Annotated in this window: 28 protein-coding genes and 1 tRNA gene; 16 read left to right on the top strand and 13 right to left on the bottom strand. The window is 57.6% G+C overall.

Features of this window, described 5'->3' with window-relative positions:
- The first annotated feature begins 55 nt into the window (after positions 1–55).
- Positions 56–1,306, top strand: a complete 1,251-nt coding sequence (tyrS, locus tag AC2FJW_RS07015) for a tyrosine--tRNA ligase (protein WP_496749609.1) — start codon at positions 56–58, stop codon at positions 1,304–1,306.
- A 77-nt stretch (positions 1,307–1,383) separates the two neighbouring features.
- Here the strand turns inward: tyrS and AC2FJW_RS07010 are convergent, their stop codons facing one another.
- The gene (locus AC2FJW_RS07010; RefSeq protein ID WP_496749607.1) at positions 1,384–2,196 is read right to left on the bottom strand and encodes a hypothetical protein; all 813 of its coding nucleotides are present in this window, start codon (positions 2,194–2,196) and stop codon (positions 1,384–1,386) included.
- A 197-nt stretch (positions 2,197–2,393) separates the two neighbouring features.
- Here AC2FJW_RS07010 and AC2FJW_RS07005 point away from each other — a divergent pair, with 197 nt between their 5' ends.
- Entirely contained in the window at positions 2,394–3,149 is a 756-nt protein-coding gene (locus AC2FJW_RS07005) for a 3-hydroxyacyl-CoA dehydrogenase (RefSeq protein ID WP_271947465.1), read from the top strand.
- 81 nt (positions 3,150–3,230) lie between these two features.
- Here the strand turns inward: AC2FJW_RS07005 and AC2FJW_RS07000 are convergent, their stop codons facing one another.
- The 3 genes from AC2FJW_RS07000 to AC2FJW_RS06990 form a co-directional block, all read right to left on the bottom strand.
- Complete coding sequence (locus AC2FJW_RS07000; protein ID WP_496749606.1) at positions 3,231–5,039, bottom strand: ABC-F family ATP-binding cassette domain-containing protein; 1,809 nt, start codon at positions 5,037–5,039, stop codon at positions 3,231–3,233.
- A gap of 41 nt (positions 5,040–5,080) precedes the next feature.
- Positions 5,081–5,815: a GNAT family N-acetyltransferase gene (locus tag AC2FJW_RS06995; protein ID WP_496749604.1), complete on the bottom strand. Its 735-nt coding sequence runs from the start codon at positions 5,813–5,815 to the stop codon at positions 5,081–5,083.
- Between the two features lie 98 nt (positions 5,816–5,913).
- Positions 5,914–6,390 carry an outer membrane protein assembly factor BamE gene (locus AC2FJW_RS06990; RefSeq protein WP_142633360.1) on the bottom strand — a complete coding sequence of 159 codons (477 nt, stop codon included), beginning with the start codon at positions 6,388–6,390 and terminating at the stop codon, positions 5,914–5,916.
- Positions 6,391–6,475: 85 nt separating this feature from the next.
- Between AC2FJW_RS06990 and AC2FJW_RS06985 the strand changes: the two genes are divergently transcribed.
- The 8 genes from AC2FJW_RS06985 to AC2FJW_RS06950 all read left to right on the top strand — a co-directional run bounded on the left by AC2FJW_RS06985 (position 6,476) and on the right by AC2FJW_RS06950 (position 11,825).
- Positions 6,476–7,012, top strand: a complete 537-nt coding sequence (locus AC2FJW_RS06985; protein WP_271947473.1) for a YceD family protein — start codon at positions 6,476–6,478, stop codon at positions 7,010–7,012.
- 206 nt (positions 7,013–7,218) lie between these two features.
- Positions 7,219–7,425, top strand: coding sequence for a 50S ribosomal protein L32 (rpmF, locus tag AC2FJW_RS06980; protein ID WP_037316137.1), 207 nt, complete (start codon positions 7,219–7,221; stop codon positions 7,423–7,425).
- A gap of 22 nt (positions 7,426–7,447) precedes the next feature.
- Positions 7,448–8,536: a phosphate acyltransferase PlsX gene (plsX, locus tag AC2FJW_RS06975; RefSeq protein ID WP_142633356.1), complete on the top strand. Its 1,089-nt coding sequence runs from the start codon at positions 7,448–7,450 to the stop codon at positions 8,534–8,536.
- A gap of 21 nt (positions 8,537–8,557) precedes the next feature.
- The gene (locus AC2FJW_RS06970; RefSeq protein WP_496695712.1) at positions 8,558–9,529 is read left to right on the top strand and encodes a beta-ketoacyl-ACP synthase III; all 972 of its coding nucleotides are present in this window, start codon (positions 8,558–8,560) and stop codon (positions 9,527–9,529) included.
- Between the two features lie 96 nt (positions 9,530–9,625).
- A complete protein-coding gene (gene ihfA / locus AC2FJW_RS06965; RefSeq protein ID WP_037316145.1) occupies positions 9,626–9,928 on the top strand; it encodes an integration host factor subunit alpha in 303 nt (100 codons plus the stop codon).
- 18 nt (positions 9,929–9,946) lie between these two features.
- Complete coding sequence (locus AC2FJW_RS06960) at positions 9,947–10,546, top strand: MerR family transcriptional regulator (protein WP_496749603.1); 600 nt, start codon at positions 9,947–9,949, stop codon at positions 10,544–10,546.
- A 61-nt stretch (positions 10,547–10,607) separates the two neighbouring features.
- Positions 10,608–10,684, top strand: a tRNA-Pro gene (locus tag AC2FJW_RS06955).
- A 61-nt stretch (positions 10,685–10,745) separates the two neighbouring features.
- Positions 10,746–11,825 carry a 2'-deoxycytidine 5'-triphosphate deaminase gene (locus AC2FJW_RS06950; RefSeq protein ID WP_496749602.1) on the top strand — a complete coding sequence of 360 codons (1,080 nt, stop codon included), beginning with the start codon at positions 10,746–10,748 and terminating at the stop codon, positions 11,823–11,825.
- Here the strand turns inward: AC2FJW_RS06950 and AC2FJW_RS06945 are convergent, their stop codons facing one another.
- The 6 genes from AC2FJW_RS06945 to argS form a co-directional block, all read right to left on the bottom strand.
- Positions 11,826–12,068 carry a hypothetical protein gene (locus AC2FJW_RS06945; protein ID WP_496749600.1) on the bottom strand — a complete coding sequence of 81 codons (243 nt, stop codon included), beginning with the start codon at positions 12,066–12,068 and terminating at the stop codon, positions 11,826–11,828.
- A 64-nt stretch (positions 12,069–12,132) separates the two neighbouring features.
- Entirely contained in the window at positions 12,133–12,780 is a 648-nt protein-coding gene (scpB, locus tag AC2FJW_RS06940; protein WP_496749598.1) for an SMC-Scp complex subunit ScpB, read from the bottom strand.
- The gene (locus AC2FJW_RS06935; RefSeq protein WP_142633343.1) at positions 12,773–13,567 is read right to left on the bottom strand and encodes a segregation and condensation protein A; all 795 of its coding nucleotides are present in this window, start codon (positions 13,565–13,567) and stop codon (positions 12,773–12,775) included. The genes scpB and AC2FJW_RS06935 overlap by 8 nt, the downstream gene beginning before the upstream one ends.
- Positions 13,557–14,564, bottom strand: a complete 1,008-nt coding sequence (gene nagZ / locus AC2FJW_RS06930) for a beta-N-acetylhexosaminidase (RefSeq protein ID WP_496749597.1) — start codon at positions 14,562–14,564, stop codon at positions 13,557–13,559. Before nagZ ends, AC2FJW_RS06935 begins: the two co-directional genes overlap by 11 nt.
- Complete coding sequence (locus AC2FJW_RS06925) at positions 14,561–15,625, bottom strand: SPOR domain-containing protein (protein WP_496749595.1); 1,065 nt, start codon at positions 15,623–15,625, stop codon at positions 14,561–14,563. Before AC2FJW_RS06925 ends, nagZ begins: the two co-directional genes overlap by 4 nt.
- Before the next feature lie 87 nt (positions 15,626–15,712).
- Positions 15,713–17,458 (bottom strand): arginine--tRNA ligase, encoded by a 1,746-nt coding sequence (gene argS, locus AC2FJW_RS06920; RefSeq protein ID WP_496700500.1) that lies wholly within the window; start codon positions 17,456–17,458, stop codon positions 15,713–15,715.
- 131 nt (positions 17,459–17,589) lie between these two features.
- Between argS and AC2FJW_RS06915 the strand changes: the two genes are divergently transcribed.
- Entirely contained in the window at positions 17,590–18,141 is a 552-nt protein-coding gene (locus AC2FJW_RS06915; RefSeq protein WP_496749594.1) for a putative pterin-binding protein, read from the top strand.
- Here AC2FJW_RS06915 and AC2FJW_RS06910 read toward each other — a convergent pair.
- On the bottom strand, positions 18,123–19,295 hold the full coding sequence (locus tag AC2FJW_RS06910; protein ID WP_496749592.1) for a deoxyguanosinetriphosphate triphosphohydrolase: 1,173 nt from the start codon (positions 19,293–19,295) through the stop codon (positions 18,123–18,125). The two genes, AC2FJW_RS06915 and AC2FJW_RS06910, sit on opposite strands and share 19 nt — an antisense overlap.
- 76 nt (positions 19,296–19,371) lie before the next feature.
- Between AC2FJW_RS06910 and AC2FJW_RS06905 the strand changes: the two genes are divergently transcribed.
- Together AC2FJW_RS06905 and xth are read left to right on the top strand one after the other, a co-directional pair.
- The gene (locus tag AC2FJW_RS06905; protein WP_142633331.1) at positions 19,372–19,695 is read left to right on the top strand and encodes a HesB/IscA family protein; all 324 of its coding nucleotides are present in this window, start codon (positions 19,372–19,374) and stop codon (positions 19,693–19,695) included.
- 282 nt (positions 19,696–19,977) lie between these two features.
- A complete protein-coding gene (gene xth, locus AC2FJW_RS06900; RefSeq protein ID WP_496749591.1) occupies positions 19,978–20,757 on the top strand; it encodes an exodeoxyribonuclease III in 780 nt (259 codons plus the stop codon).
- Positions 20,758–20,761: 4 nt separating this feature from the next.
- Here the strand turns inward: xth and AC2FJW_RS06895 are convergent, their stop codons facing one another.
- Both AC2FJW_RS06895 and dksA read right to left on the bottom strand, forming a co-directional pair.
- Positions 20,762–21,913 carry an FAD-dependent monooxygenase gene (locus AC2FJW_RS06895; protein ID WP_496749590.1) on the bottom strand — a complete coding sequence of 384 codons (1,152 nt, stop codon included), beginning with the start codon at positions 21,911–21,913 and terminating at the stop codon, positions 20,762–20,764.
- Positions 21,914–21,983: 70 nt separating this feature from the next.
- On the bottom strand, positions 21,984–22,406 hold the full coding sequence (gene dksA, locus AC2FJW_RS06890) for an RNA polymerase-binding protein DksA (RefSeq protein ID WP_142633326.1): 423 nt from the start codon (positions 22,404–22,406) through the stop codon (positions 21,984–21,986).
- Between the two features lie 373 nt (positions 22,407–22,779).
- Between dksA and AC2FJW_RS06885 the strand changes: the two genes are divergently transcribed.
- The 3 genes from AC2FJW_RS06885 (at position 22,780) to AC2FJW_RS06875 (ending at position 25,539) form a co-directional block, all read left to right on the top strand.
- Complete coding sequence (locus AC2FJW_RS06885; RefSeq protein WP_142633324.1) at positions 22,780–23,625, top strand: AAA family ATPase; 846 nt, start codon at positions 22,780–22,782, stop codon at positions 23,623–23,625.
- Positions 23,626–23,740: 115 nt separating this feature from the next.
- Positions 23,741–24,190 (top strand): GNAT family N-acetyltransferase, encoded by a 450-nt coding sequence (locus AC2FJW_RS06880; RefSeq protein ID WP_496691100.1) that lies wholly within the window; start codon positions 23,741–23,743, stop codon positions 24,188–24,190.
- Positions 24,187–25,539 carry a DUF2927 domain-containing protein gene (locus tag AC2FJW_RS06875; protein WP_496749588.1) on the top strand — a complete coding sequence of 451 codons (1,353 nt, stop codon included), beginning with the start codon at positions 24,187–24,189 and terminating at the stop codon, positions 25,537–25,539. The genes AC2FJW_RS06880 and AC2FJW_RS06875 overlap by 4 nt, the downstream gene beginning before the upstream one ends.

Raw genomic sequence — 25,539 nt, 5'->3', positions numbered from 1 at the left:
TTGTCATCCCCACCGCCTATACACTGCCCCGCAACATTAACCCAAAGGGCACGATATGACCTACCACCCCAAATCGGATTTCATCGCCACGATGATCGAGCGCGGCTTTCTGGCTGACTGCACCGATTATCAGGGCCTTGACGAGGCGCTGATCAGCGGGTGTCAGTCGGCGTATATCGGGTTTGATGCAACGGCAAAGTCCCTACATGTGGGCAGCCTGATCCAGATCATGATGCTTCGCTGGTTCCAGAAAACAGGTCATAAGCCGATCACCCTGATGGGCGGCGGCACCACTAAGGTGGGCGATCCGTCCTTCCGGTCAGATGAGCGCCCCCTGCTGGGCCCGGACCAGATCAACGCCAATATCGCAGGCATCAGAAAGGTGTTTGCCGCCTATATCGACTATGATAGCGGCGCAGAAAACGCAGCACTGATGCTGAACAACGAAGAGTGGCTGGACGACCTAAATTACCTCGACTTCCTGCGCGACATCGGCCGGCATTTCTCGGTCAACCGGATGTTGGCCTTTGAATCGGTGAAATCCCGGCTGGACCGCGAGCAATCGCTATCCTTCCTCGAATTCAATTACATGATCCTGCAGGCCTATGACTTCCTTGAACTGAACCGTCGCTATGGCTGTGTCCTACAGCTTGGCGGTAGCGATCAGTGGGGCAATATCGTCAACGGTATCGACCTGACCCGTCGCGTGTTGGATAACGAGATCTATGGCCTGACCTCACCACTGCTGACCACCAGCGATGGCAAGAAGATGGGCAAATCGCAAGACGGTGCGGTCTGGCTGAATGCCGAGATGCGCTCACCCTATGAGTTCTGGCAGTTTTGGCGCAACACCACCGACGCGGATGTTGGGCGGTTCCTTAAGCTGTACACCGAACTGCCTGTGGATGAGTGTGACCGCCTTGGCGCATTGCAGGGGTCCGAGATCAACGAGGCCAAGATCCGCCTGGCAAACGAGGTCACCTCCTTGCTGCACGGGGCCGAGGCTGCGGCAAACGCCGAGGCCACCGCTCGCGAAGTGTTCGAAAAAGGTGGCGTCGGGGACGATCTGCCGACCCTAACGGTCGGCGAAGCAGACTTGCCGATATCCATCGTGCAACTGATCGTACAGTCTGGCCTGGCGAAATCTGGCAAAGAGGCCAAGCGCCTGATTGCAGAAAACGGCGCCAAACTGGACGACGCTTCATTAACAGACGCGGGACTGATGATCGACGCAGGCGCCTTGTCCTCGCCCATCAAACTGAGTGCGGGCAAGAAGAGGCACGCGCTAGTTCAGTTGGATAACTAAGACCTCTGAAAGAAAAACGGCCACCTAATTGGGTGGCCGTTTCTGTTTCGGTACGGACATATCTGCCAAGTGTGGGCTTATCCCTTGCCCCCTTTGCCGCCACCATTACCGTGGCCGCCACCATTACCGTGGCCGCCGCCATTCCCGTGGCCGCCGCCGCCGTTACCGTGGCCTCCGCCGTGGCCGTTGTTACCTCCACCGTTTCCGGTGCCGGGGCCAGAGCCGCCGTTATTGCCCCCGCCATTGCCGGGGTTTCCAGCGTTTCCATTGCCGTTGCCAGGGCCGTTACCGCCCTTACCGGGGCCGTTCCCGCCTTTACCTGGACCATTGCCCCCTTTGCCGGGGCCATTGCCATTTCCAGGTTTGCCGGGGCCATCGCCACCACCATTGCCGGGATCATCACCTGGGTTGTCGTCACCGGGATCATCCCCGCCACCGTTGCCGGGATCATCGCCAGGGTTGTCGCCACCCGGATCATCGCCGCCGCCGTTGCCGGGACCGTTACCGCCCGACCCGCCGGACCCAGTTCCACCGCCGCCAACCGGCGTGACCGGACGGCTTGGGTCTGAACTGCGGTCTTCGCCCGCATTTGCCGCGCTTACGATTGATGCTGTCGGAAAGTCGGTCAACAAGGCGGCCAACCCCGGGCATTGCGCGGATGTGTTTCGCAATGTGGTTTCGAAATCCGCACGTTTCTGCAAGCGCTCCAGAAAGCTGGGGGTTACCTGCGTGCACTCACACATGGTCGCATAATCGCCGCTGTTTGCAGCATCCCGCGCCGTTTTCCAGTTGCAGACCTCTGGTGCAGCGGCCGCACTTCCAGCCGCCATAATCCCCAGAAACGGAGCGGCTACCAAAGCGGAAAGCCCTGATTTGGTTCCAATTCGCATAGTTTGTCCTCCTCAAATGCGCCACCCAGACGCTCGATTGCGTTCAGTGTCGATTTGAGATTCCAACATTAAGAACGCCTGAAGCTGACCTGAGAAAGCCTTGAGGAAGGGCCGCCTGCCCGACGCCCCCCTATGGACACTGTCCCTTTGCTGATATTAAATGAACGTATGTTCATATCTTTTGGAAGGAAATCCAGATGCACCTGTCGACCACCGCAGCCATTGTCACCGGAGGCGCCTCGGGGCTGGGTGAGGCAACGGCCCGCTTTTTTGCAGAAAACAATGCACAGGTAACCATTCTGGACCGGGATGCAGACCGAGGCAGCCAGGTCGCAACAGAAATTGGCGGGCATTTCGCCCAGACGGATGTAACCGATGAAACATCCGTGGCCGCGGCCATCGCCCATGCCCGCAAGAAGATGGGAGCAATCAACGCGGCAGTGAATTGCGCCGGGATCGCGGTTGGCATGAAAACCGTAGGCAGGGATGGCCCGCACCCGCTTGATGCATTTCAGCGCACGATCGACATCAACCTTGTGGGTACATTCAACGTTTCACGCCTTGCAGCCGCGGAAATGGCAAAGAACGACCCAGAACCGGATGGCGCGCGCGGTGTCATCATCAATACAGCCTCAATCGCGGCCTTTGATGGGCAAAAGGGTCAGGCTGCCTATGCGGCTTCGAAAGGTGGTGTGGTAGGTATGACCCTGCCCATGGCACGGGATCTGGCCTCGTCCGGAATCCGCGTGATGACCATCGCACCCGGAATCTTTATGACTCCGATGCTGGCCGGTCTGCCCGAAGAGGTGCAGCAACAACTGGCCTCTGACGTTCCCAACCCTGTGCGCCTTGGCGACCCCCGCGAATACGGGCGACTGGCCGGGTTCATCGTCGAAATGGGTTATCTGAACGGCGAGGTCATCCGTATCGACGGCGCGCTGCGAATGCGCTGAGCGTGGCTGATCACCTACCGATGAAAACGGCTCACTCAAATGAACTGTGGTCGGATAGCCGGCCACAGCGCGAAAGCTGATCTAGGCGCCCTCGGCCTTTTCCTCGAGGATCAGCCACTCTTCCTCGGCTGCGGCCAGCTTTTCTTGCCGCTCGACCAAAGCCTCGGTCGCTTTCTGAAACTTAACAGGTTCACGGCTGAAAAGCTCAGGATCGGACATCAGCTCTTCAAGCTTTCCGATTTCCGCCTCAAGCCGCTCAATCTCGGCAGGCAATTTCTCAAGACGGTGTTTCTCTGAGAATGATAGCCCCAGTTTCGGTTGCGCCTCATGCTTTACCTTTGGCTTGTAAGATTTTGTTTTTACTTCTTTCTTATCAGACACCTCGCCGCGCTGAGCGAGGTAGTCCGACCACCCCCCGGCATAGACGGTTGCACGGCCGTTACCCTCCATCGCGATGGTCGTTGCGGCCACACGGTCCAAGAAATCCCGGTCGTGACTGACCAGCAAAACGGTGCCGTCATAATCGTCCAGCAGTTCCTGCAACAGATCCAGTGTTTCCACATCCAGATCGTTGGTCGGCTCGTCCAATACCAGCAGGTTCGACTGTTTGGCCATCAGCTTTGCCAGCAGCAAACGGGCTTTTTCCCCACCTGACAGTGACTTAACGGCTGCTCTGGCCTGCCCCTCGTCAAACAGAAACTCCTTGAGGTAGCCGACCACATGCTTGGGTTGGCCACCGACCATCACCTGATCCGCCTTGCCGGAAACACGCATCTCGGGGTCGCCGGTCAGGCTGTCCCAAAGGCTCATTTCAGGGTCGAGCTGCGCGCGGGTCTGGTCGAAAACCGCAATCTCAAGATTGGTGCCCAGCGTGACCGACCCCTCATCCGGGTTCTCTTGTCCCAACAACATTTTCAGTAATGTTGTCTTGCCGACGCCGTTTGGGCCAACAAAGGCCACGCGGTCGCCCCGCTGTACCAACAGGTCAAAGTCGCGCACGATCTGATGATCACCAAAAGACTTGGATAGGCCTTTGGCTTCAAACACTTTTCGCCCTGATTTTGGTCCAGCCTCAAGGGTCATCGCGGCCGAACCCTGACGTTTTATCTGTGCGGCTTTTTCAGATCGAAGGTCCTGCAAGGCGCGGACCCGACCCTGGTTGCGCTTGCGACGGGCGCTGATGCCTTCGACGGCCCATCGCGCCTCGGACTTGATCAGACGGTTCAGCTTATGGCGTTGCTGGTCCTCTTCCTCCCAGATCTTGTCGCGCCAAGCCTCGAATGCCGTAAACCCTTGCTCCTGCCGTCGGACCGCCCCACGATCGATCCATAGCGTCGCGCGGGTCAAAGCGCGCAGAAAGGCACGGTCGTGTGAGATCAGCACATAGGCCGTCCGTGTCGATCCTAGCTCACGCTCGAGCCAGGCGATGGCTTCGATATCAAGATGGTTGGTCGGCTCGTCCAGCAGCATCAAATCCGGGGCTTCGGCCATCAGCTTGGCCAGCGCGGCACGGCGGCGTTCACCGCCCGAGGCCGTCTCAACAGCGCGCGCCGGGTCGAATTTCAGCCCTTCGCCTGCGCGTTCGACTTTGTAAAGCTCACCCGGCTCTAACCCGCTGGAGGCATAGTCGCCGAGCGTAGAAAACCCTTCCATTCCGGGGTCTTGCTCCATGTAACCGACTGACTTACCCGGGGGAATTACAATCTCGCCCTTGTCCGCTTCCACCAAACCGGCCATCACCTTCATCAAGGTTGACTTGCCGGATCCGTTCCGCCCAACCAGAGCGACGCGGTCGCCTGGTTGAACCACCAGATCAAGGTCTGAAAAAACCGGATCGCCCCCGAAAGTCAGGGAAATGCCGGACATCTGCAATAAAGGAATTCTTGCCATGCCCGCCAGCTACCCCCGCAGCGTCGAGCCGTCAACGGCGATTACCCGGCAACGGCCCGCAGCAAACGTTTACGTGCGGGCGGAATCGCGCAGATTTCGAGGCCGGTAAAGACATGCAAAGTGTTCATGTGACGGTCAACGACTGCGTGGTCACTGACCCAGCCGCCCATCATCAGGTAAGTACGCAGCAAAGGGGGCATGCGCATCATGGCTTTTTTGGCATCCGGGCGCCGACGCAATCTCGCGGCGAACCGGAAAACATCTGGGGCCTTGACCCGTGGCAACCAGCTTTTCGGGGCCAGATGGCGATGTTTCAACATCGCAAAAGCATCAAGATATTCCGCCGTGTCTGTACCCGTAAACGATGAGCAGCCAAACAGCATCTCAACATTATTCTGATCGACAAATGCAGTCATCGCCCCCCAGGCAACACGCAGAATGTCTGGGTCGTTTCGACCAGGATGCACGCAAAAGCGCCCCATCTCGACCATACGCCCCTTAAACCCTTCAAGTGCCGAGAGGTCATAGAACTGGGCGGAATAGCTTTGGCCAATCTCGGCCCCGCGCTCCGTCATCAACATGCGAAAGCAGCACACGAGTTTACCGTTGGCACGCATATCCTCGACCAGAATATGCGCACAACGGCTGTCGAACTCATCCTGATCCACCTGATCAGTCCCGAAAGCCAGTGTTCGAAGACACTGTGCCGCCGCGACATCCTGCGGTGTTTGCGCCTGTCGCGCACGGTACCGGCCCTTGCCGAGCAATAGTGCCATGGTCGCATCCTCCTGGGTTGCTGACCTGTTTCGTCTTGCAGGGTCAATAACACAGGATTTGTGACCGCCCTGTGAAGTTGACAAGACGTGACTATGAATTAGTTGGTCGCGCCAGGAATGTTTGCCGGGTTGAAGTTGCCGATATTGCCAAGCAGCTGCCGCAAGAACCCACGGTTCTGAACTGAGGATTCGGTAATACGACGATCCAGCGTCACAACGTTTCCATCCTCAAGGCCAAAGCGTTCAATATTGCGCACAACACCCCGGTCATCGAAGCTGATCGCCACAAGCTCGCGCGAGACGATTTTTGGTCGTTTCGGACCATAATGACGAACGCGTGATGTCACATAATAAAAGCCGGAATCGCGAACAACGCCTGAAGTACTGGGCGCGCCAACGGATTCGAGTACGCTTTCACGTGTATCGACACCCACCTGAATTTCGGCCAGGTCCTCGGCTGTGGGGACATAACCGTGTTTCTTGAAGACCGGAGCACACGCACCAGCAGCGGTCAGACAGGCCGCAAATACGAGCGTTCTGGACGCTGGTTTCAACCTGCTCATAACTTTCAACATTCACACCCTCTTGCCTTGGGACCGTGCGGCCCCTATCCGATTACATCAAACCGCCACCCCGGTTCAACACACGAAAGGGCCACGTATGAGCAACCAGACATCTTTACGGGTCGCCGACCTGCCTCAGAACGCACCGACGCCCTTTGAAATTCGCCCTGACGCGCAGGAGTTGGATGTCTTAAAGAACGAGTTGAGCCTGCTTGGGCTGCGTAAGCTGAGTTTTGTCGGCGAGGTGCGTGCGCATGGAAAGCGTGATTGGGCGCTTTCAGGAAAACTGGGGGCAACCGTGATTCAACCCTGTGTCGTGACGCTGACACCGGTTACCACGCGGATCGACATTCCGGTGACCCGGATGTTTCTGTCAGATTGGACAAACCCTGACGAGGAAGAGTTCGAAATCCCGGAGGGTGACGAATCTGAACCGCTAGGGACCGAAATCGCTCTGACCGAGGTCATGTCCGAAGCGCTGGCGCTTGCCCTGCCCCAGTATCCCCGGAAAGAAGGTGCGGAATTGGAACAGGCGGGCTTTACCGAACCCGGCAAACAGGCAATAACGGATGAAGATGTCAAACCCTTTGCGGGCTTGGCCGGGCTGCGCGATGCACTGAAAAAAGACGAGTGACACGGGCCTGAAATCCTGTCATAGCAGGCGCTCAGAAAAATCGCTTGAACATGCTGAGAATCGCAGTATTTTCGCGCGCTCATCGGAATTTGGGTTGGACATCGCGGGGCCCGTCCCCTAAACGCGCGTCAAACCACGAGAAAAACGAAGAATGAAACCTGGCCCGCAGCGAATCTGCCGGCCCTTAGTAGACAAAGGTTGAGACCATGGCTGTCCAACAGAACAAAGTTTCCAAGTCGCGTCGCAACAACCGCCGCGCGCACGACGCTCTGGTTGCTGCAAACCCGAACGAATGCGCCAACTGTGGTGAGCTGAAGCGCCCGCACCACGTCTGCGCGTCCTGCGGCCACTATGATGACCGCGAAGTCGTCGCTCAGGCCGACGAAATCGACCTGGACGAAGACGCGGCCTAAGCCCTAAAAGCGCAGGCCAAGCATGACAGAACAGCCCACGCACGCCGGACGGATTACCATCTCGGTTGACGCAATGGGCGGAGATTCGGGGCCCGCTGCTGTTGTGGCGGGGATCGCCAAATCGGCGGATAAGAACCCCGATATCGCGTTCATCTTGCACGGGCCTGAGGCCATGTTGCGCAAACTTGTCGCAAAACGGCGTGTCCTGAACGGGCGCGTCGTTTTTCGTGATTGTCCCGATGTGGTCACGATGGAGGACAAGCCCAGCCAGGTCGTCCGACACGGCAAGCAAACCTCGATGTGGTCCACACTGGAGTCGGTACGTCAGGGTGAAGCCCATGGCGCGGTCTCTTGTGGCAATACCGGCGCATTGATGGCCCTGTCGATGATGCGTCTACGTAAGCTGCCGGGGGTAAACCGCCCGGCAATCGCTATTTTGTGGCCCTCGCGCAATCCACAGGGTTTCAATGTGATGCTGGACGTAGGCGCCGATGTGCGCGCGGACGCCAAGGACCTGCTGCAATATGCTTTGATGGGTGCCTCTTATGCCCGAAACGGCATGGCGTTGGAACGTCCCCGGATCGGCCTTTTGAATGTGGGCACCGAGGAACATAAAGGGCGCGCCGAGCTAAAAGAAGCGCATGGCATGATCTCGGATTTTGCGGATCAGGCCAGCTTTGACTTTGTGGGTTTTGTCGAAGGCAGCGACATCCCGGGAGACAAAGCCGATGTCATTATAACAGACGGGTTTACAGGCAACGTCGCCATCAAGACCGGAGAAGGCACAGCCAGCCTGATCGGAGATCTTCTGCGCGAGGCGTTCAAATATTCTCCGCTCTCACGACTGGCCTCGATCCTTGCAATCACATCTTTGCAGCGGTTGAAGAAACGAATTGATCCTCGGCGCGTGAATGGTGGGGTCTTCCTTGGCCTGAACGGAACCGTCGTCAAATCACACGGTGGTGCAGACTCGACCGGCGTGTCAGCCGCTGTAAAGCTGGCCTTTACCTTGGCCGAGTCCGGCTTCGCCGAAAAATTGGCAGCACGGGTTGCATCGACAGCCGAGCTTGCACAAGATGCCGCAGACACGCCGTCGAAGGCCGGTGAATAACAAAAAAGGCAGTACCCCAGCATGGCAGGCCGTTCAATTATAGTTGGTGTCGGGCACTATTTGCCAGAGCGCATCGTCCCGAATTCCGAGTTCGAAGAAACGCTCGATACGTCTGATGAGTGGATACGGACACGTTCCGGGATCGAACGCCGGCATTTTGCAGCGGAAGACGAAACCACTTCGATTATGGCCACAAAGGCTGCCATTGCCGCACTGGCCGATGCGGGTCTGGAGGCAGATGATATTGATGCGATTATTCTTGCAACATCGACCGCTGACCTGACGTTTCCCTCTGCCGCAACAATGGTTCAATCGCAGCTTGGCATGACCAAAGGCTTCGCCTTTGACGTACAGGCGGTTTGCGCCGGATTTGTCTATGCCATGACCAATGCCAATGCGCTGATCGTGTCAGGCCAGGCCAAACGCGTGCTGGTCATCGGCGCCGAGACGTTCTCTCGTATCATGGACTGGACCGACCGGTCGACCTGCGTGCTTTTCGGCGACGGCGCCGGGGCAATAATCCTTGAACAGCATGAGGGCGCAGGAACCTCGGACGATCGGGGCATTCTGGCAACCGACCTGAACTCGGACGGGCGCTATAAGGACCTGCTCTATGTGGATGGAGGCGTCTCGACCCAGTCCACAGGCTATCTGCGGATGAAAGGAAACCAGCTGTTTCGGCAGGCAGTTGAACGACTGACCTCTACCGCAGAAACCTGCCTAGAGAAGGCTGGGCTAAGTCATAAAGATGTGGATTGGATCGTACCGCATCAGGCAAACATTAGAATCATCCAGGGCACAGCCAAGAAATTGGGCGTTCCTATGGAACACGTTGTCGTTACCCTGCAGGACCACGGAAATACCTCGGCCGCATCGATTCCCCTGGCAATGTCTGTTGCGAAACAGCGTGGGCAGTTCAAACAGGGTGATCTGCTGGTCACAGAGGCAATCGGAGGTGGTTTGGCCTGGGGCTCAGTCCTCTTGCGGTGGTAACAAGCGCAATTCAGCTTACACACTCGCCCGCAATTCATTGATATTGACAGCGAATTTGCCCTGACCCTATGCTCTGATAGCAACAGGGGAATTGGCATGAGCGACAAAACACTGACCCGAATGGATCTGAGCGAGGCCGTATTTCGTGAAGTTGGCCTTTCACGCAATGAAAGCGCGCAACTGGTCGAGAGCGTTCTGAACCATATGTCCGACGCATTGGTGCGCGGTGAACAGGTAAAGATCTCGTCTTTTGGAACGTTCAGTGTTCGGGACAAGACAGCTCGTATCGGCCGCAATCCCAAGACAGGCGAAGAGGTTCCAATTCAGCCTCGCCGTGTTCTCACCTTCCGCCCGTCGCATCTGATGAAAGATCGCGTCGCCGCAGGGAACCGCAAATAAGATCAGGACGGCACGAATATGAGCAAGTCCCCAGACGCCTTTCGCACCATCAGTGAAGTTGCGGACTGGTTGGGTGTGCAGCCGCATGTTCTGCGATTCTGGGAAAGCCGCTTCAATCAGGTGAAACCGGTAAAACGGGCCGGCGGGCGCAGATATTATCGCCCCAACGACATGCGCCTGCTGGGCGGCATCAAGAAGCTTTTGCATGAGGATGGGATCACCATCAAAGGCGTACAGCGCATCTTGCGTGAACAGGGCGTGGCGCATGTTTCTTCAGTGTCCCAGGGCCTGGATGAAATGGCGAATCTTGAACCCGCACCCGATGCAAATGTCGTTGTGCCATTCACGGCCAAGCCAGCCCCCCCGCAAGAGCAGATACATCTGGATCTTGGCGACGCGCAAAAACCCGAACCGACCCCTGCCCCCGCTCCGCCAAAAGCTGAGCCTGCGGCCCAAGCCCAGCCGTCTTATCCCGACGCCTCACCCTTGTTGGGTGGGATCGCGACATTGGCCTGGACCCGAGACGCATTCGATGACCATTTGCTCAGCCAGATAGCGCCCATCGCGCAAGAGCTGCGCAGCGTGTTGAACCGAATAGAAAACCGATCGGCGGGATAAGAAAAAAGGCGATGATTTCCTCTTGCCCCCGCCGGGAAAGTCTTTATGAACACCTCAACGTCGGGCTATGGCGCAGCCTGGTAGCGCGTCCGTCTGGGGGACGGAAGGTCGCAGGTTCGAGTCCTGCTAGCCCGACCAAATCACACCGACGTTTATGGCACACAGGCCAGATCCCGCTCTGGCATCAGGGGGGATCGGAATGACCGGCGTATGCCCGAACCAGCAGATAGAGGCGATGATCGCGCGCGGTGAGATTACCGCAAGTCCAGAGGCCATCCCCGCCCAGATTCAACCCGCCAGCCTTGATTTGCGTTTAGGTACAGTTGCTTACCGGGTACGTGCCTCGTTTCTGGCAGGCGAAGGTCGCACCGTAGCCGAACGTTTGTCGGAATTTGAGATGCACCGCATCGATATCTCTGAAGGTGCTGTGCTGGAAAAGGGCTGTGTCTATCTAGTGCCGTTGATGGAATCGCTGGCCCTGCCCCAGGGGCTGAGCGCGGCCGCCAATGCAAAAAGCTCGACCGGGCGGCTGGATCTTCTGACGCGCACGATCACCGATGGCGGGACCGAGTTTGACCGGGTGCCTGCAGGCTATACCGGCCCTTTGTATGCCGAGATCTGCCCCCGCTCATTCTCGGTTCTGGTGCGTCCGGGAATGCGGCTGAACCAAATCAGGTTCCGGCAGGGACAGGCCGTGCTGAGCGATACCGATCTAAGCGCCCTGCACGCCGAATCCCCGCTGGTCGATGGCCCCGCTGTCATTCAAGACGGGCTCGGGTTCTCGGTGGACCTGCGGCTGCCCGACACCGATTTGGTGGGCTACCGCGCCAAACCTCATACCGGTGTCATTGATCTGGACCGGATTGGCGAATACGACCCGCAGGAATATTGGGAAGAGGTGCGTACCACCGATGGGCGCATCATCCTCGACCCCGGTGCGTTTTACATTCTGGTCAGCCGCGAGGCGGTGCATATCCCGCCGATGTATGCGGCTGAAATGGCCCCCTATCTGGCGATGGTCGGGGAATTCCGGGTGCACTATGCCGGTTTCTTCGATCCCGGTTTTGGCCATGCCGCCGCAGGTGGCGAAGGATCACGCGGAGTGTTGGAAGTCCGCTGTCACGAGGCCCCATTTGTGTTGGAGCACGGCCAAGTCGTCGGACGGCTGGTGTACGAGCGGATGTCAGAAATGCCCACGCAGCTTTATGGTGCGGGCATCGCCTCGAACTATCAGGGACAAGGATTGAAACTGTCCAAGCATTTCAAAACGGTAACCTGATCAGAACCGGATAAACCGGCGCATCTGATTGGCCACTCGCTGGGCTTGACGCATGTTCTGACGATGGCGGTTTCCGTCAGCCTGCAACTGATCAGAGGCACCTGAGCTCTCGTGCGGCGGCTGCTCTTGCCCCGACTTCTGGCCCACGCGGCTGGCCATGTCGAACCCCTTGTCCACCCCTTTGGTGACAAGCCGCCGCATGACCTGTCGCACAATCATGTCAATGATACGATTGGCATTCATTGCTCAACTCCGATTTCCAGGCTTCTAAATAGTCGATTTGTGCGGCAACAAAAGGGCCACGTGATCACTCGTCCTCGAACAGTTCGGTTTGATCTTCGTCTTCCTGCCCCTCTCCCAGTGGGATCGTTCCCGGAGGCGGTCTGTTCTCCAGCAAACCGGCAGCGCGCAATTCTTTCAACCCCGGCAAATCCCGGGCGTTCTCCAGCCCAAAGTGATCCAGAAACTGTGGAGTCACCACGAAAGTCACCGGACGGCCCGGCGTCATGCGACGACGACCCAGTCTGATCCACTCCATCTCCAACAGTTGGTCAATGGTCCCGCGCGAGACCGATACGCCGCGAATTTCTTCGATCTCGGCACGTGTACAGGGTTGGTGATATGCCACGATCGCCAGCGTTTCGATCGCGGCCCGGCTGAGCTTGCGGGTTTCAACCGTTTCTTTTTGCATCAGAAAACCCAAGTCTGGGGCAGTGCGAATGGCCCAGGATTCACCAACCTGAACCACACGAACACCACGCCCTTCATAGCGTTTCTTAAGCATATCCACCGCCTGTGACGCGTCGCTGCCATGGGGCATCCGCACTTCAAGATCGGCGATCGTCACCGGCTCGGCGCTGGCGAATAACACGGCCTCAACCATGCGTTCCTGCTCGGCCATAGGCGGAGCTTCGAACAGGGTGCCGGTACCTTCTTCCTGAGGCGCGTCAGTCACGGGATTGGGTCCTCTTGCGTAGCTGTATCGGAGCAAAAGTTTCGCTCTGCTGTATTTCCATATGTCCTTCTTTCACCAACTCAAGTGAGGCCGCAAAAGTAGCCGCCGTCGCGGACCGCCTGCGCACCGGGTCGGCATCCCAGCCCTCGGGCAGATAGGTCTCCATATCCGTCCAGGCCCCGGCAAAGCCGATCAGCGGGCGCATACGTTCCAGCGCCTGTTCCATCGTGAATACGGCGTCACGGTCCATGACAAAGGGGCGGAATTCATCACGGGTGCGAATGCGGGCATAGCCCTGCATCAGGTCCAGCAGAGTGGCGGAATAGGTCACGGTGCGGATGCGCGTGACATCCTCGCCCTGCCCGCGTTTGAAGAAATCGCGCCCCAGCTGATCGCGCCCCATCAAACGGGCGGCGGCATCACGCATGGCCTGAAGCCGCTCGAGCTGAAATGCCAGATGCGCGGCCAGTTCTTCGCCAGAGGGGCCTTCGTCATTCGGATCCGGAGGCAGCAGCAAGCGCGATTTCAGAAAGGCCAGCCATGCCGCCATCACCAGATAGTCGGCGGCCAGTTCGATCCGCAGCGCCCGTGCCTTTTCAACAAAGGACAAGTATTGCTGCGCCAGCGCCAGAACCGATATTTTGCGCAGATCAACCTTTTGCGTGCGGGACAGCATCAGCAGCACATCGAGCGGACCTTCAAACCCGTCGACGTCTACGATCAATGCCTCTGCCGCAAGGCGATCCGCGACCGAGACGGGGTCTTCGCTAAAAAGATTATCCGACATACACCTGCCCGCCCATTAGGCGAGAAAGTTCGGCTTCGGCGGCTTGGATGTCAAGTTCCTGCGGGGCTTTGCGCATCGCCAACGCCCGTTCAGCGCGTTTCTGTGCCTGTTCGGACATCTTTTCGGCGGTGCTCAGCACCTTAGCACGGGCATCAAAAGAGCCGTTGCAGTACAATACCACATCGCACCCGGCAGCTAGCGCCTGATTGGCAATCTCTTCTGGATTTCCGCTGAGGGCCTTCATCGAGATATCATCCGTCATAATCAGCCCGCCAAACCCGATCGTTTTGCGGATCAGGCTGATCATGGTCCGAGAAATCGTAGCAGGTTGAGGGTCAATCCGGTCATAGACCAGATGCGCCGTCATCCCCATTGGCAGATCGTTCAACTCCCGAAACGGGCCGAAATCTGCTTCGGTCAGCTCCTCTTGCGCAAGATCGACATGGGGCAGGTCATGATGGCTGTCCAGCGTGGATAAACCATGACCCGGCATGTGTTTGAGCACCGGCAATACACCGCCATCCAGATGCCCCTCGGCAACCGCACGACCGATCCGGGAAACCATTTTGGGATCAGACCCATAGCAGCGGTTTTTAAGGAACGGATGCGTCTCGTTCCGGGCCAGATCCACCATGGGGGCGCAGTTGCTGTCGATCCCAAGCTCGAACAGTTCATTCGCAATCAAGCGATAGCGCAGATACATAGCACGTTCGGCCAGCTCTCCGCTCTGGGCCACGTGATCCAACGGCGGCATCCATTCCCGTGCCAGCGGTGTGCGCAGTCGTTGCACGCGTCCACCCTCTTGATCAACAGTGATCGGGCAGTTTCGCCCCACAGCCTCGCGGAAATCGTCGCATAGGGCGCGCACCTGATCCGCAGACTCGATATTACGGGCAAACAGAATGAACCCGAATGGGTTCATCTCTCGGAACAGTTTTTTCTCGTCAGACGTCAGACGCAGACCTTCAGCGTCCGTAATGACTGCGCCGAAATTCACCGCGCGGCAACCGGAATGCAATCAGCGCCTTCGGCCTGCAAAGCGGCACAGAATTGGCGCGAGTCGCTCAGATCGTCAAACCCCAGAACCCGAAGACGATAGAAGGTTCGCCCACCGCTTGAGGTTTTCTGTATAACACGCTGTTTTCCATCCATATAATCCCCGAATCGTCCATTCATGCGATCCCATTCCGAGCGCGCGACGTCCGAATTTTCATAGGCGCCAAGCTGGGCCATACGGGTGCCCTTGGTCAGAGTTTCAGGATCCACATCCAAGCCGACCGCAGCTTTGACCGCCGCGTTGATCGCGTCTTCGGTAGTGCTGTTTGACGTAATCGCGCTGCGCACACCACCAGCTGGACGCAGGACCGGGCGCAGCGACCGGCGCACACCTGGCAAAGCTGCCAGTTCTGGGTCCGGTTGCGATGCAGCCAGATCGGCCGGATCAATAGCAGGCTCTTCCTCGGGGATGGTCAAAGAGGCCAACTGAAAACTTTGCTCGCCAACCTGATCGGAATTTTCCGCCTCTCCCGCCAGTTCAGCAACCAGTGTATCAACCGCGCCCTGGCGCATCTGTGTGGCCGTCCGGTCAGAGACGTTTTCCTGGATCACATGTACGGCAGGTATCGGTTGCAACGGTGCCACCGGAGTATCTTCATCTGTCAGGGAAACCGGGCGCGGTGCAAGGATCAGCCGATCAGCAGGCGGCGCTGCTGTGCCCACTGCCGCAACCGTGTTCACGGCCAAACCCTGATGATCCGCAGGGGTGCCACCCGGGCTATCCGGCTGAATACGCATTGGTCCATCTAAGGACCGAACAACCGGTACGCCACTGACATCGCGCATTACCAAATTGTAACCCCAAACACCGATGCCAGCGACCAGCGCCAAAGATGCAACAGCACCCAGAGCACTAACAATACGACCCAAACCCGCGGAATGGGGCGTTTCGTCATATCCGTGCAAGTCGTTAGGGAATTCATACCCATCCTGAGGATGAGCTTGATTCGTATAATGCATCTGCTCGGGGCGCATTTGCCCCGGGTAATCGTAACTTGCCATGTCCGCCTCACCGCCCGTTTAGCGCCGAAAATAAGGCGCGCGGGTCATTTCTTGCCTACCTCGTACCGGCGGTTCGGACGGTGTTGTTCACCGCATCTCCTGCGCCGGGGTAACGCCAAGAATACCCAAGCCTGCTGAAATCACAACAGAAACGGACCGGGCCAGTGCGATTTTTGACTGGCTTGTGGCAACATCGCCATCCTGAATAAACCGCAGCTGGGTTTCATCGTTGCCCTTGTTCCAAAGCGCGTGGAAATCCCCTGCAAGTTCATACAGATAGAAGGCAACGCGGTGGGGTTCATTGGTACGTGCGGCGATCTCAACCAGACGCGGCCATTCGGCCAGCTTCTTGGCAACAGTCAGCTCAGAGGCATGGTCGATCTTACCCAGATCGGCGCTTTTAAGCGCTGGGTCCTGCGCGTCGATCCCGGCCTCAGCTGCACGGCGCAGAACACTCATCACGCGGGCATGGGCATATTGGACGTAGAAAACGGGGTTCTCGCGGCTTTGTTCCAACACCTTGTCAAAGTCAAAATCCAGGGCAGCGTCATTCTTGCGGGTCAGCATCACGAAGCGGGTCACATCCGGGCCAACCTGATCGACCACATCACGCAATGTGACGAAGTTCCCTGCCCGCTTGGACATCTTGAACGGCTCGCCGTTCTTCCACAGTTTCACCAACTGGGTTAGCTTGATATCCAGCGGTACCTTGCCGTCGGACAGAGCGGATACTGCGGCCTTCATCCGTTTGACATAGCCACCGTGGTCAGCGCCGAACACATCGATCAACGCGTCAAACCCACGGGTCACTTTGTCATAGTGATAGGCGATATCCGGGGCAAAATAGGTCCAGCTCCCGTCCGATTTCTTGACCGGGCGATCCACGTCGTCGCCATGCTCGGTCGATTTGAACAGGGTCTGCTCACGTGGTTCCCAATCTTCGGGCTTTTTGCCCTTGGGCGGTTCCAGCACGCCCTCATAGATCAGGCCCTTGTCGGTCAGGGATTGCAACGCAGCTTCAATCCGACCCGTGCCATAGAGCGACTTTTCCGAGAAGAACACATCCATCTCAACGCCCAGCGCCTTCAGGTCGGCACGGATCAGGTCCATCATCGCTTCTGTCGAAAACTCGCGCAGATCCTCCAGCCAGTCGCTTTCCGGCTTGTCGATCAGGCTGTCACCGTATTTCTCTTTCAACGCCTCGCCAATCGGGATCAGATAGTCGCCAGGATACAGGCCCTCGGCGATCTCGGGGCTCAGCCCGTTGGCCTCGCGGTACCGTTCATAGGCCGAGCGCGCCAGCACATCGACCTGCGCACCGCCATCGTTGATATAGTATTCACGGGTCACGATATGGCCGGAATAGGCCAGCAAGCTTGCCAGCGCATCGCCAAACACCGCGCCCCGCGTATGACCCACATGCAAGGGGCCGGTCGGGTTGGCCGAGACGTATTCCACGTTCACCTTCTGCCCATGCCCCATGGTCGAGCGGCCATAATCCGTGCCCTGTTGCAGCACCGCAGCCAGAACACCCTGCCAGACTGATGGCGCCAACCGCAGGTTCAAGAACCCCGGCCCGGCAACCTCTGCACTTGTGATCCGATCATCTTCTGCCAGCTTTCCAGCCAGCGCATCGGCAATGTCGCGCGGCTTCATCTTGGCGGGCTTTGCCAGCACCATCGCCGCATTCGTTGCCATATCGCCATGCGCCGCATCACGTGGAGGCTCGACCGCCACGTTGTCAAAGCTCAACCCTTCGGGCAGCACGCCTTCGGACTGCATCTGTGCCAACGCGTCCAGCACGAGGCTGCGGATCTCGGAAAACAGGTTCATTTCGAATGTCCTTTTGCTTGCCCGGCGGTTTACCACGCAACACCGCAAGGTCAATGGAGGCATTCAATTTGCGCTTGGATAAAGACCCCTCCCCGCTAAGGTCTGTCAGATACACCTAAACGGAGAATCCCATGCGTTTTGCCCTGCCCCTTGGTCTGATCTTGTCGACCGCCCTTCCGGCTTTTGCTGAAATGCCTGCCCCGCAAGGCCATGTGCTGGTCACCCTTGGCGGCGCGGTTGGGGAAACCAACCTGCCAGCGCGCGGCGAGAATGACGGCGGCTTGCTGGGATATCTGGAGGTCACCCATGACGGGGCAGCTGGCTTTGACGCGACATTGCTGGATAGTTTGGATCAGGTCGAGATCACAATTCCCTACGGCCCCGAGGACAACCAGCGCGACATCACCTTTAGCGGCCCGCTTTTGTCTGATGTGATGGTCATGGCCGGTGCCGAAGGTAAAACGGCCAAACCAATGGCAATGGACGGGTACCAGGCAGAAATTCCCTGGCAAAGCATTTCGACCTATCAGCCCATCCTTGCGACCCACGCCGACGGCGCCCCCATGGGGATCGGAGGATATGGCCCAACGATGATCGTTTTCCCGCCAACCGACGAAGCTGAGGCAGCACAGGATCAGGCAGGTCAACAGGTATGGGCCTTGGCCTATATCGGAGTCGAATGATCTGCTGATATCGGGCGCCCTGTCAATCTTTCATGATCCTGTAGCGCAAACCTGTCGGTCATCCCGGCGATATAGTCCGATACGATCCGGGCTAAGGCAGTCTCATCCTCAGCCTCTTCAATGTCCGCGTGCCAGCGCGCGGGCATCTGCTTAGGATCGCCAAGGTAGATTGGAAACAAATCCTCGACCACTTTGCTGACCTCGGCGCGCACCGTCATCACCGACGGCGCCCTGTACATCCGCGAAAACAGGAAAGCGCGAATTTCCTTCAGTTGCGCCCAAAGGCCTGTTGAGAACTGAATGACCGGATAGCCAAGATGCCGGATCTCTTCGACGCTCTGGGCACCGGACCCTGCGATCAGAGCCCGAGACGTGTCGATCACGTCCGACACCATAACCCCAAACACCCGCCGCAACGCCTCATGCCGACGGCGATAGGGGTCGAGGCCCGGGTACTTGCGATCCACCTCCGCATAACAGTCGCCCACGATCGGCAGTCGCTGAATGTCCTCGTCGCTGAACAACTCCGCCCTCAGCCCGTCCAACAGGTCATGATTGTTATAGGCGATGTCGTCAGACAAGGCCGCCACCTGCGCCTCTGCGCTTGCGTGCGTGTGCAGTTCAAGATTAAACGCCGCATTGCACTCCGCCAGCGCCCAAGGCAGTTCCCCTTCCACCGGTCCGTTATGTTTTGCAATGCCTTCCAGGGTTTCCCACGTAAGGTTGCACCCATCGAACTCGGCATAATGACGCTCAAGCCGGGTCACGATCCGGATGGCCTGCGCGTTATGATCGAACCCACCATACGGCTGCATGATCTCATGCAAAGCATCCTCGCCAGTATGTCCGAACGGCGTGTGGCCAAGATCATGGGCCAGGGCAACCGCTTCAGTCAGTTCTGGATTCAAACCCAAGGCCCCGGCAATCGTCCGCGCCACCTGCGCGACCTCAATCGAATGGGTCAACCGGGTCCGATAGCTATCCCCTTCGTGCTCAACAAAAACTTGGGTCTTGTGCTTGAGCCGCCGAAAGGCGCTGGCATGAATGATCCGGTCCCGGTCGCGCTGAAAGCATGACCGGAAACTGCTTTCTTCCTCTGGCACCAACCGCCCTCTTGCGCGGTCGGGATCCGAGGCAAAACCTGCTCTGTCCAACGGTCTTGTCCTTGTCGCCTGTCCTTGGGCTTTCTATATGGTAGAGTGGTTAAGAAATAAACCTTTGGAGTTTGGCATGAATCTGCCCCCGACAGTTACAGAACGCGCCTTTGACCGCCTTGCCGAGATCGGCGCGGCCGATCAGGGTCAAGCCCTGCGTGTCGCTGTCGAAGGCGGCGGGTGTTCGGGATTTCAGTACGAAATAGCATTGGACAAACCCAAAGATGACGACCTGGTTCTTGAAGGTAAGGGGCAGAAGGTCATTGTCGACGCAATCTCACTGCCGTTTCTTGAAAATGCGGTGATTGATTTCACGCAAGAACTGATCGGCGCACGCTTTGTGATCGAAAACCCAAACGCCACCTCCTCCTGCGGCTGCGGCACTTCGTTTTCAATGTGATCACCCGTGGGGGTTTTACTCCCAGACCCCCAAGGTATTTCTAGCCAGATGAAGCAGGGATCCGCTCTCCGATTTCTAGACCGGAGAGCTTCACCTGGCGCGGTCATCGGCGCCTCCGCCTGTACCGCCACCTGATTTTCGGGGATTCTGGTTAATGATCCGTTTCTTCATCTGGCTAAAAATACCTCGGAGCGCGAGGCAGCGCCTCGCAAACCCGTTCTCCGCCTTGCCGTTGGGCACGTTCTGAGCGATAGGTTGCCAAGGACTGTCGGAGGGCCGCGCATGAAAATCGCCACATTCAACATCAACGGCATCAAGGCGCGGGCCGAAGCATTGCCGCGTTGGCTGGATGATGCACAACCCGATGTTGTGCTGCTGCAAGAGATCAAGTCTGTCGACGATAACTTCCCCAGAGAGATCTTTGAGGCGCGCGGGTACAACGTGGAAACGCACGGTCAGAAAAGCTTTAACGGCGTTGCCATTCTGTCGAAGCTACCGCTTGAGGATGTCTCACGTGGGTTGCCCGGTGATGATGAGGACGAACAGGCCCGCTGGATCGAGGCCACGGTCGTCGGCAAACAGGCGCTGCGTATCTGTGGGCTCTATCTGCCAAACGGCAACCCCACCCCAGGGCCAAAATACGACTACAAACTTGCCTGGATGGAGCGGCTCTATCATCGGGCCCGCGACCTGATGAACAGTGAAGAACCCGCTCTGATGGCAGGTGATTACAACATCATTCCCCAGGCCGAAGACGCAGCGCGTCCCGATGCCTGGCGCGAGGATGCATTGTTTCGCCCTGAAAGTCGGGCCGCATTTCGGAAAATTCTGAATCTCGGCTTCACCGAGGCCTTTCGCGCTGGCACGCAAGGTCCGGAACATTATTCATTCTGGGATTATCAAGCGGGTGCGTGGAACCGAAATGACGGGATTCGTATTGATCATTTCCTTCTGACCCCTCAGGCCGCTGACCTGTTGCGCGATTGCAAAATCGATTCCGAAATTCGGGGGCACGAAAAACCGTCAGATCATGTTCCGGTTTGGGTCGATCTCGATCTGTAATCGGCTAAGCCGTGGCATCGAACTCATAGATCCAATCATATTTTCGGCCCAACCGCGATCCAACTGCCATCAACGCCAGTTGCGCCCCGACACGCATAGGGCCACGTAGATGGAAGTTGCGCGCGTTGGCTCCAGCGGCAGCGACCACACGAGTTGCCCGCTGGCGACGGGTCGCTTCATAGGCGGCCAGTGCTTGCGAAACGCCGGATTGTTCTTCGAAAGACCGCCCCAGAGTCCAGGCATCTTCTAGTGCAAGGCAAGCACCTTGGGCCATGAAAGGCAGCGTCGGATGAGCTGCGTCGCCCAAAAGCGCCACACGCCCATTCTGCCAGCATTCAGCAACAGGGCGCAGGAACAATGCCCAGATATTCGGGTCCTGAACCTCTTGCAAAATCTCTTTGACCAAGCCGCCAAAACCTGCAAATCGCGCCTTCAGCTCTTCTGGATCACCGCGCAGACGCCAGCCTTCTTCCTGCCAGTCAGACCTCTCTTCGATTGCCACGATGTTCATCAAGGTCTGATCGCGCAAAGGATACGTTACTACATGCCGTCCCGGCCCCATGGTTAGCACAGCGCAAGGGTTCTTGTTGCGCCGGTCCCATGGAATCGTCGCGCGCCAGGCAACCTGATGTGTGAATTTCGGTGTTTCCCTGCCAGTCAGGTCAGCACGAATTGCACTTTGGCCGCCGTCCGCCGCGACTGCACAATCAACCCGAAATCTCGCCCCCGTATCGAGGATAATTTCGGCCTCGGACGGGTGCTTTCGCACCCGTTCCACACGCGCACCAAGGTGAAACTCTACCCCTTTTTGAACCGCCGCTTTGTAGAGAAGATCAAGCAGGTCAGCGCGATGGTAATAATAGGTAGGCCCGGCAGAGGGTGGCACGATTTTGCAGACCAGCCGCCCTGCCCGGTAATCACGAAGGACCGTTCCATGGGACAAAAGCCCAGCCTCGGGCGTGTCCGCAACAACCTTCAGCGCACGCAGCACAGCCATCCCGTTGGCGCTGATCTGAAGGCCCGCGCCAACCTCGGTCAATTCTGGTGCCTGCTCAAACACGGTCACCACGGCGCCGCGCTGTCGCAGGGTCAAAGCAGCCGCGAGGCCGCCAATGCCACCTCCGACTATGCCGAATTTCGATCCGCTGATGTTCATGTCACCGGCTTAACGCAAAAACGCCGGAGCAAAAGGCCCCGGCGTCTATGTTATCAGATTTTCCCAGCGATCAATCGTCGCGGTGGACCTTTTCGCGACGCTCATGCCGTTCCTGCGCCTCAAGCGTCATGGTCGCGATTGGGCGCGCATCCAAACGTTTCAGCGAAATCGGATCACCGGTCATCTCGCAATAGCCGTACTCGCCTTCATCAATCCGGCGCATGGCAGAATCGATCTTGGCAACCAGCTTGCGCTGACGATCGCGGGTGCGCAGTTCCAGCGCGCGATCGGTTTCTTCGCTTGCGCGGTCAGCGACATCCGGAATGTTACGGGTATTGTCCTGCAGCCCTTCGATCGTATCGCGGCTGCCAGCCATTAGTTCGTTTTTCCAATCCAGCAGCTTGCGACGAAAATACTCTAGCTGCCTGTCATTCATAAATGGTTCGTCTTCAGCTGGACGGTAATCTTCAGGCAGAAAAACTTCCTGCTTCATTTTTGCTCCCTCGGTGTGGCCTGCAACGCCGGTCACTCTCTCATTACCTGACATGCGGCAATCCCCTTCTGCGGAGCGTTTATCTGACAGCGCAGTAATTGTCACTATGCAAACGTCGCCCCGGCGCCGCGCCATTGCGCGTGATCTAAATACGTCCAACCAAACAACAAAACCTTGTTTTTCTGTGAAAATTAACTGACCATTTCAGGGCAACGCCAAAAAGACGGCACCGGATGTTAGCGCACGAATCAACCAAAAGCATTGTAGTTACTCGGCAATTTCCCTTCATGCGACGCAGCGACCTGGCTTGTCAAAATTTCTGCTGCGCGGTAACCCCAAGGGCGCATTTCGCGCGACACTTGATGAGGGGCCAATGACCGCACGTTTCCAAGGAACAGCCGAATACGTCGCCACAGACGATCTGACCATTGCGGTAAATGCCGCGGTGACGCTGGAACGTCCCTTGCTGGTCAAAGGTGAGCCGGGAACTGGCAAGACCGAGTTGGCCAAGCAGGTGGCCGGAGCGTTGGGGCTGCGGATGATAGAGTGGAACGTGAAATCCACCACCCGCGCGCAGCAGGGACTGTATGAATACGATGCCGTCAGTCGTCTGCGCGACAGCCAGTTGGGTGAAGAGCGCGTGCACGACGTGTCGAACTATATCCGCAAGGGTAAATTGTGGCAGGCCTTTGAAACCAATGAAAAGGTTGTGTTGTTGATCGACGAGATCGACAAGGCCGATATCGAGTTTCCGAACGATCTGCTGCAAGAGCTCGATAAGATGGAGTTCCACGTCTACGAGACCAGCGAAACGATCCGCGCCAAGAACCGTCCGATCGTCATCATCACATCGAACAATGAAAAGGAACTGCCCGACGCCTTCCTGCGCCGGTGTTTCTTTCACTATATCCGGTTCCCTGATGAGGCCACGATGCGCCGCATCGTCGAGGTCCATCATCCGGGCATCAAAGATGCACTTTTGACAACGGCTCTGACCCAGTTCTATGAGATTCGCGAAACTCAGGGCCTGAAGAAAAAGCCATCAACCTCAGAGGTGCTGGACTGGCTCAAGCTACTGCTGGCCGAGGACCTGACCGCCGAAGACCTCAAGCGCGATGGCGCCAATGCCCTGCCCAAACTGCACGGTGCGCTGCTTAAGAATGAACAGGACGTGCACCTGTTCGAACGCCTGGCATTCATGGCCCGCAACAAACGCTGAGCCGGTAAACCCTCGGTGATCGCCGCTTGCCTTAGCAAGTCTCGGATGCAAGCATTGGTCTCAGGTTGCCCGGCTTGTCCGGGCAATTTACCATCAGACCCAACGGGACTCAGCAATGCCAGAAACAGTAACAATTCGAGCCTTGCATCCGACTGATCGCGAGGACTGGGCGGATATGTGGCGGGATTATCTGGCGTTTTATGAAACCACGGTTCCGGATTCCGTCTATGACAGCACATTCTCGCGACTGCTGGGGGTTGATCCGAACGATTTTTCTTGTTTCGTCGCGCAGGCAGACGGAGGGCTTGTGGGTTTGACCCACTTTCTGTTCCACCGCCATGCCTGGAAGGAAGAAAGCGTGTGCTACTTGCAGGATCTATTCGCCCGCCCCGAGGCGCGCGGCATGGGGGTCGGTCGCGCTTTGATTCAGGCCGTTTACGACGAAGCGGACCGGCAAGGTGCACCGTCTGTCTATTGGCTGACGCAGGATTTCAACCATACCGCGCGAAAGCTCTATGACAGGATTGGCAAACAGACACCTTTCATCAAGTATCAGCGCCCATGATGCGATGGGTCGCAATCTTGATCAGCTTTGTCCTGACCGCATGTACCACGATTGAGCCTGCCGAAAGCCCATCCGTGATTGTGGACGTCGAACCACCCCTGCCCCCTGCCAAGTCCTTTACGCGTGCATACCCCTCGCCTCCGGCGCGGTCGAATGAGAACATGGCAGCGGATTTCATCTCTCTGCATTTCGCACTGGAAGGGGGTACGGAACTGCCTGTTTTTACGCGGTTCGAAACCCCGATCACGGTGCGGTTGACCGGGGCTGCGACGCCCTCGCTTCAAAAGGACCTGGGCCGCCTGCTGACCCGTCTGCGCACCGAGGCCGGGATAGACATCAAACAGATCAAGGACGGTCAGGCCAACATCACGATCGCGGCGGTCAGTCAAAAAGAGATTCAGGCCATCCTGCCTCAGGCAGCATGTTTCGTGGTGCCCAATGCCTCAAGCCTTGAGGAGTACCGCCGGGATCGGTTCAAACAGAAAAGCAGCTGGACCAAACTGAGCAGCCGTCAGCGACTGGGCATCTTCATTCCCGCCGATGCAAGTCCGCAGGAAAAACGTGACTGCCTGCACGAAGAGATCGCACAGGCGCTTGGCCCGCTGAATGACCTGTATCGCCTTCCGGACTCGGTATTCAACGATGACAATATCCACACGGTTCTGACCGGGTTCGACATGTTGATCCTGAAGGCCGCATATTCATCCCAACTGCACAGCGGTATGACACGTGAACAGGTCGAAACGGCCATACCCGAAATTCTCTCGCGTCTGAATCCGCGCGGTGATGCGGTGCCGGTACAGCCCATGTCGGAAACTCCACGAGCCTGGATTTCAGCAATTCAGAAATCCTTGCAATCCAATCGCAGCCAGCAATCGCGCATGAGGCAGGCCCGCAAGGCAGCCCGAATTGGCAAGGAACAAGGTTGGACCGATCACCGGCGCGCTTACCCTCATTACCTGATGGGCCGAATGGAACAGTTCGATGATCCGCATGAAGCCTTGCGCCAATATGATATTGCCCTGCAGTTTCTGCGCGCTACACCGGGCACCGAATTGCATCAATCCTACATCACGACCCAACTGGGCGCCTTTGCGCTTTCGCAGGGCAATGGGCCAGAGTTCCTACCCGAAATCGACGACGCTATCAACGTGATGACACGGGCCGAGAACGCCTCGCAGCTTGCAACGTTGTTGTTGCTGAAAGCCGAGGTCCTGAATGAAGTCGGCCGTTCCACAGAGGCACGTTCCGTCAGACTGGACAGTCTGAGATGGGCACGATACGGCTTTGGCTCGGATGTAGTGGCCCGGTCGCTTATGCAGGACGTCGCAGAAGGACAGGTCAATTAA

The organism is Ruegeria sp. CDSA020 (assembly GCF_059612345.1).
The sequence above is the reverse complement of the archived record's forward strand: the minus strand, read 5'-3'. Positions and strand labels throughout refer to the sequence as shown.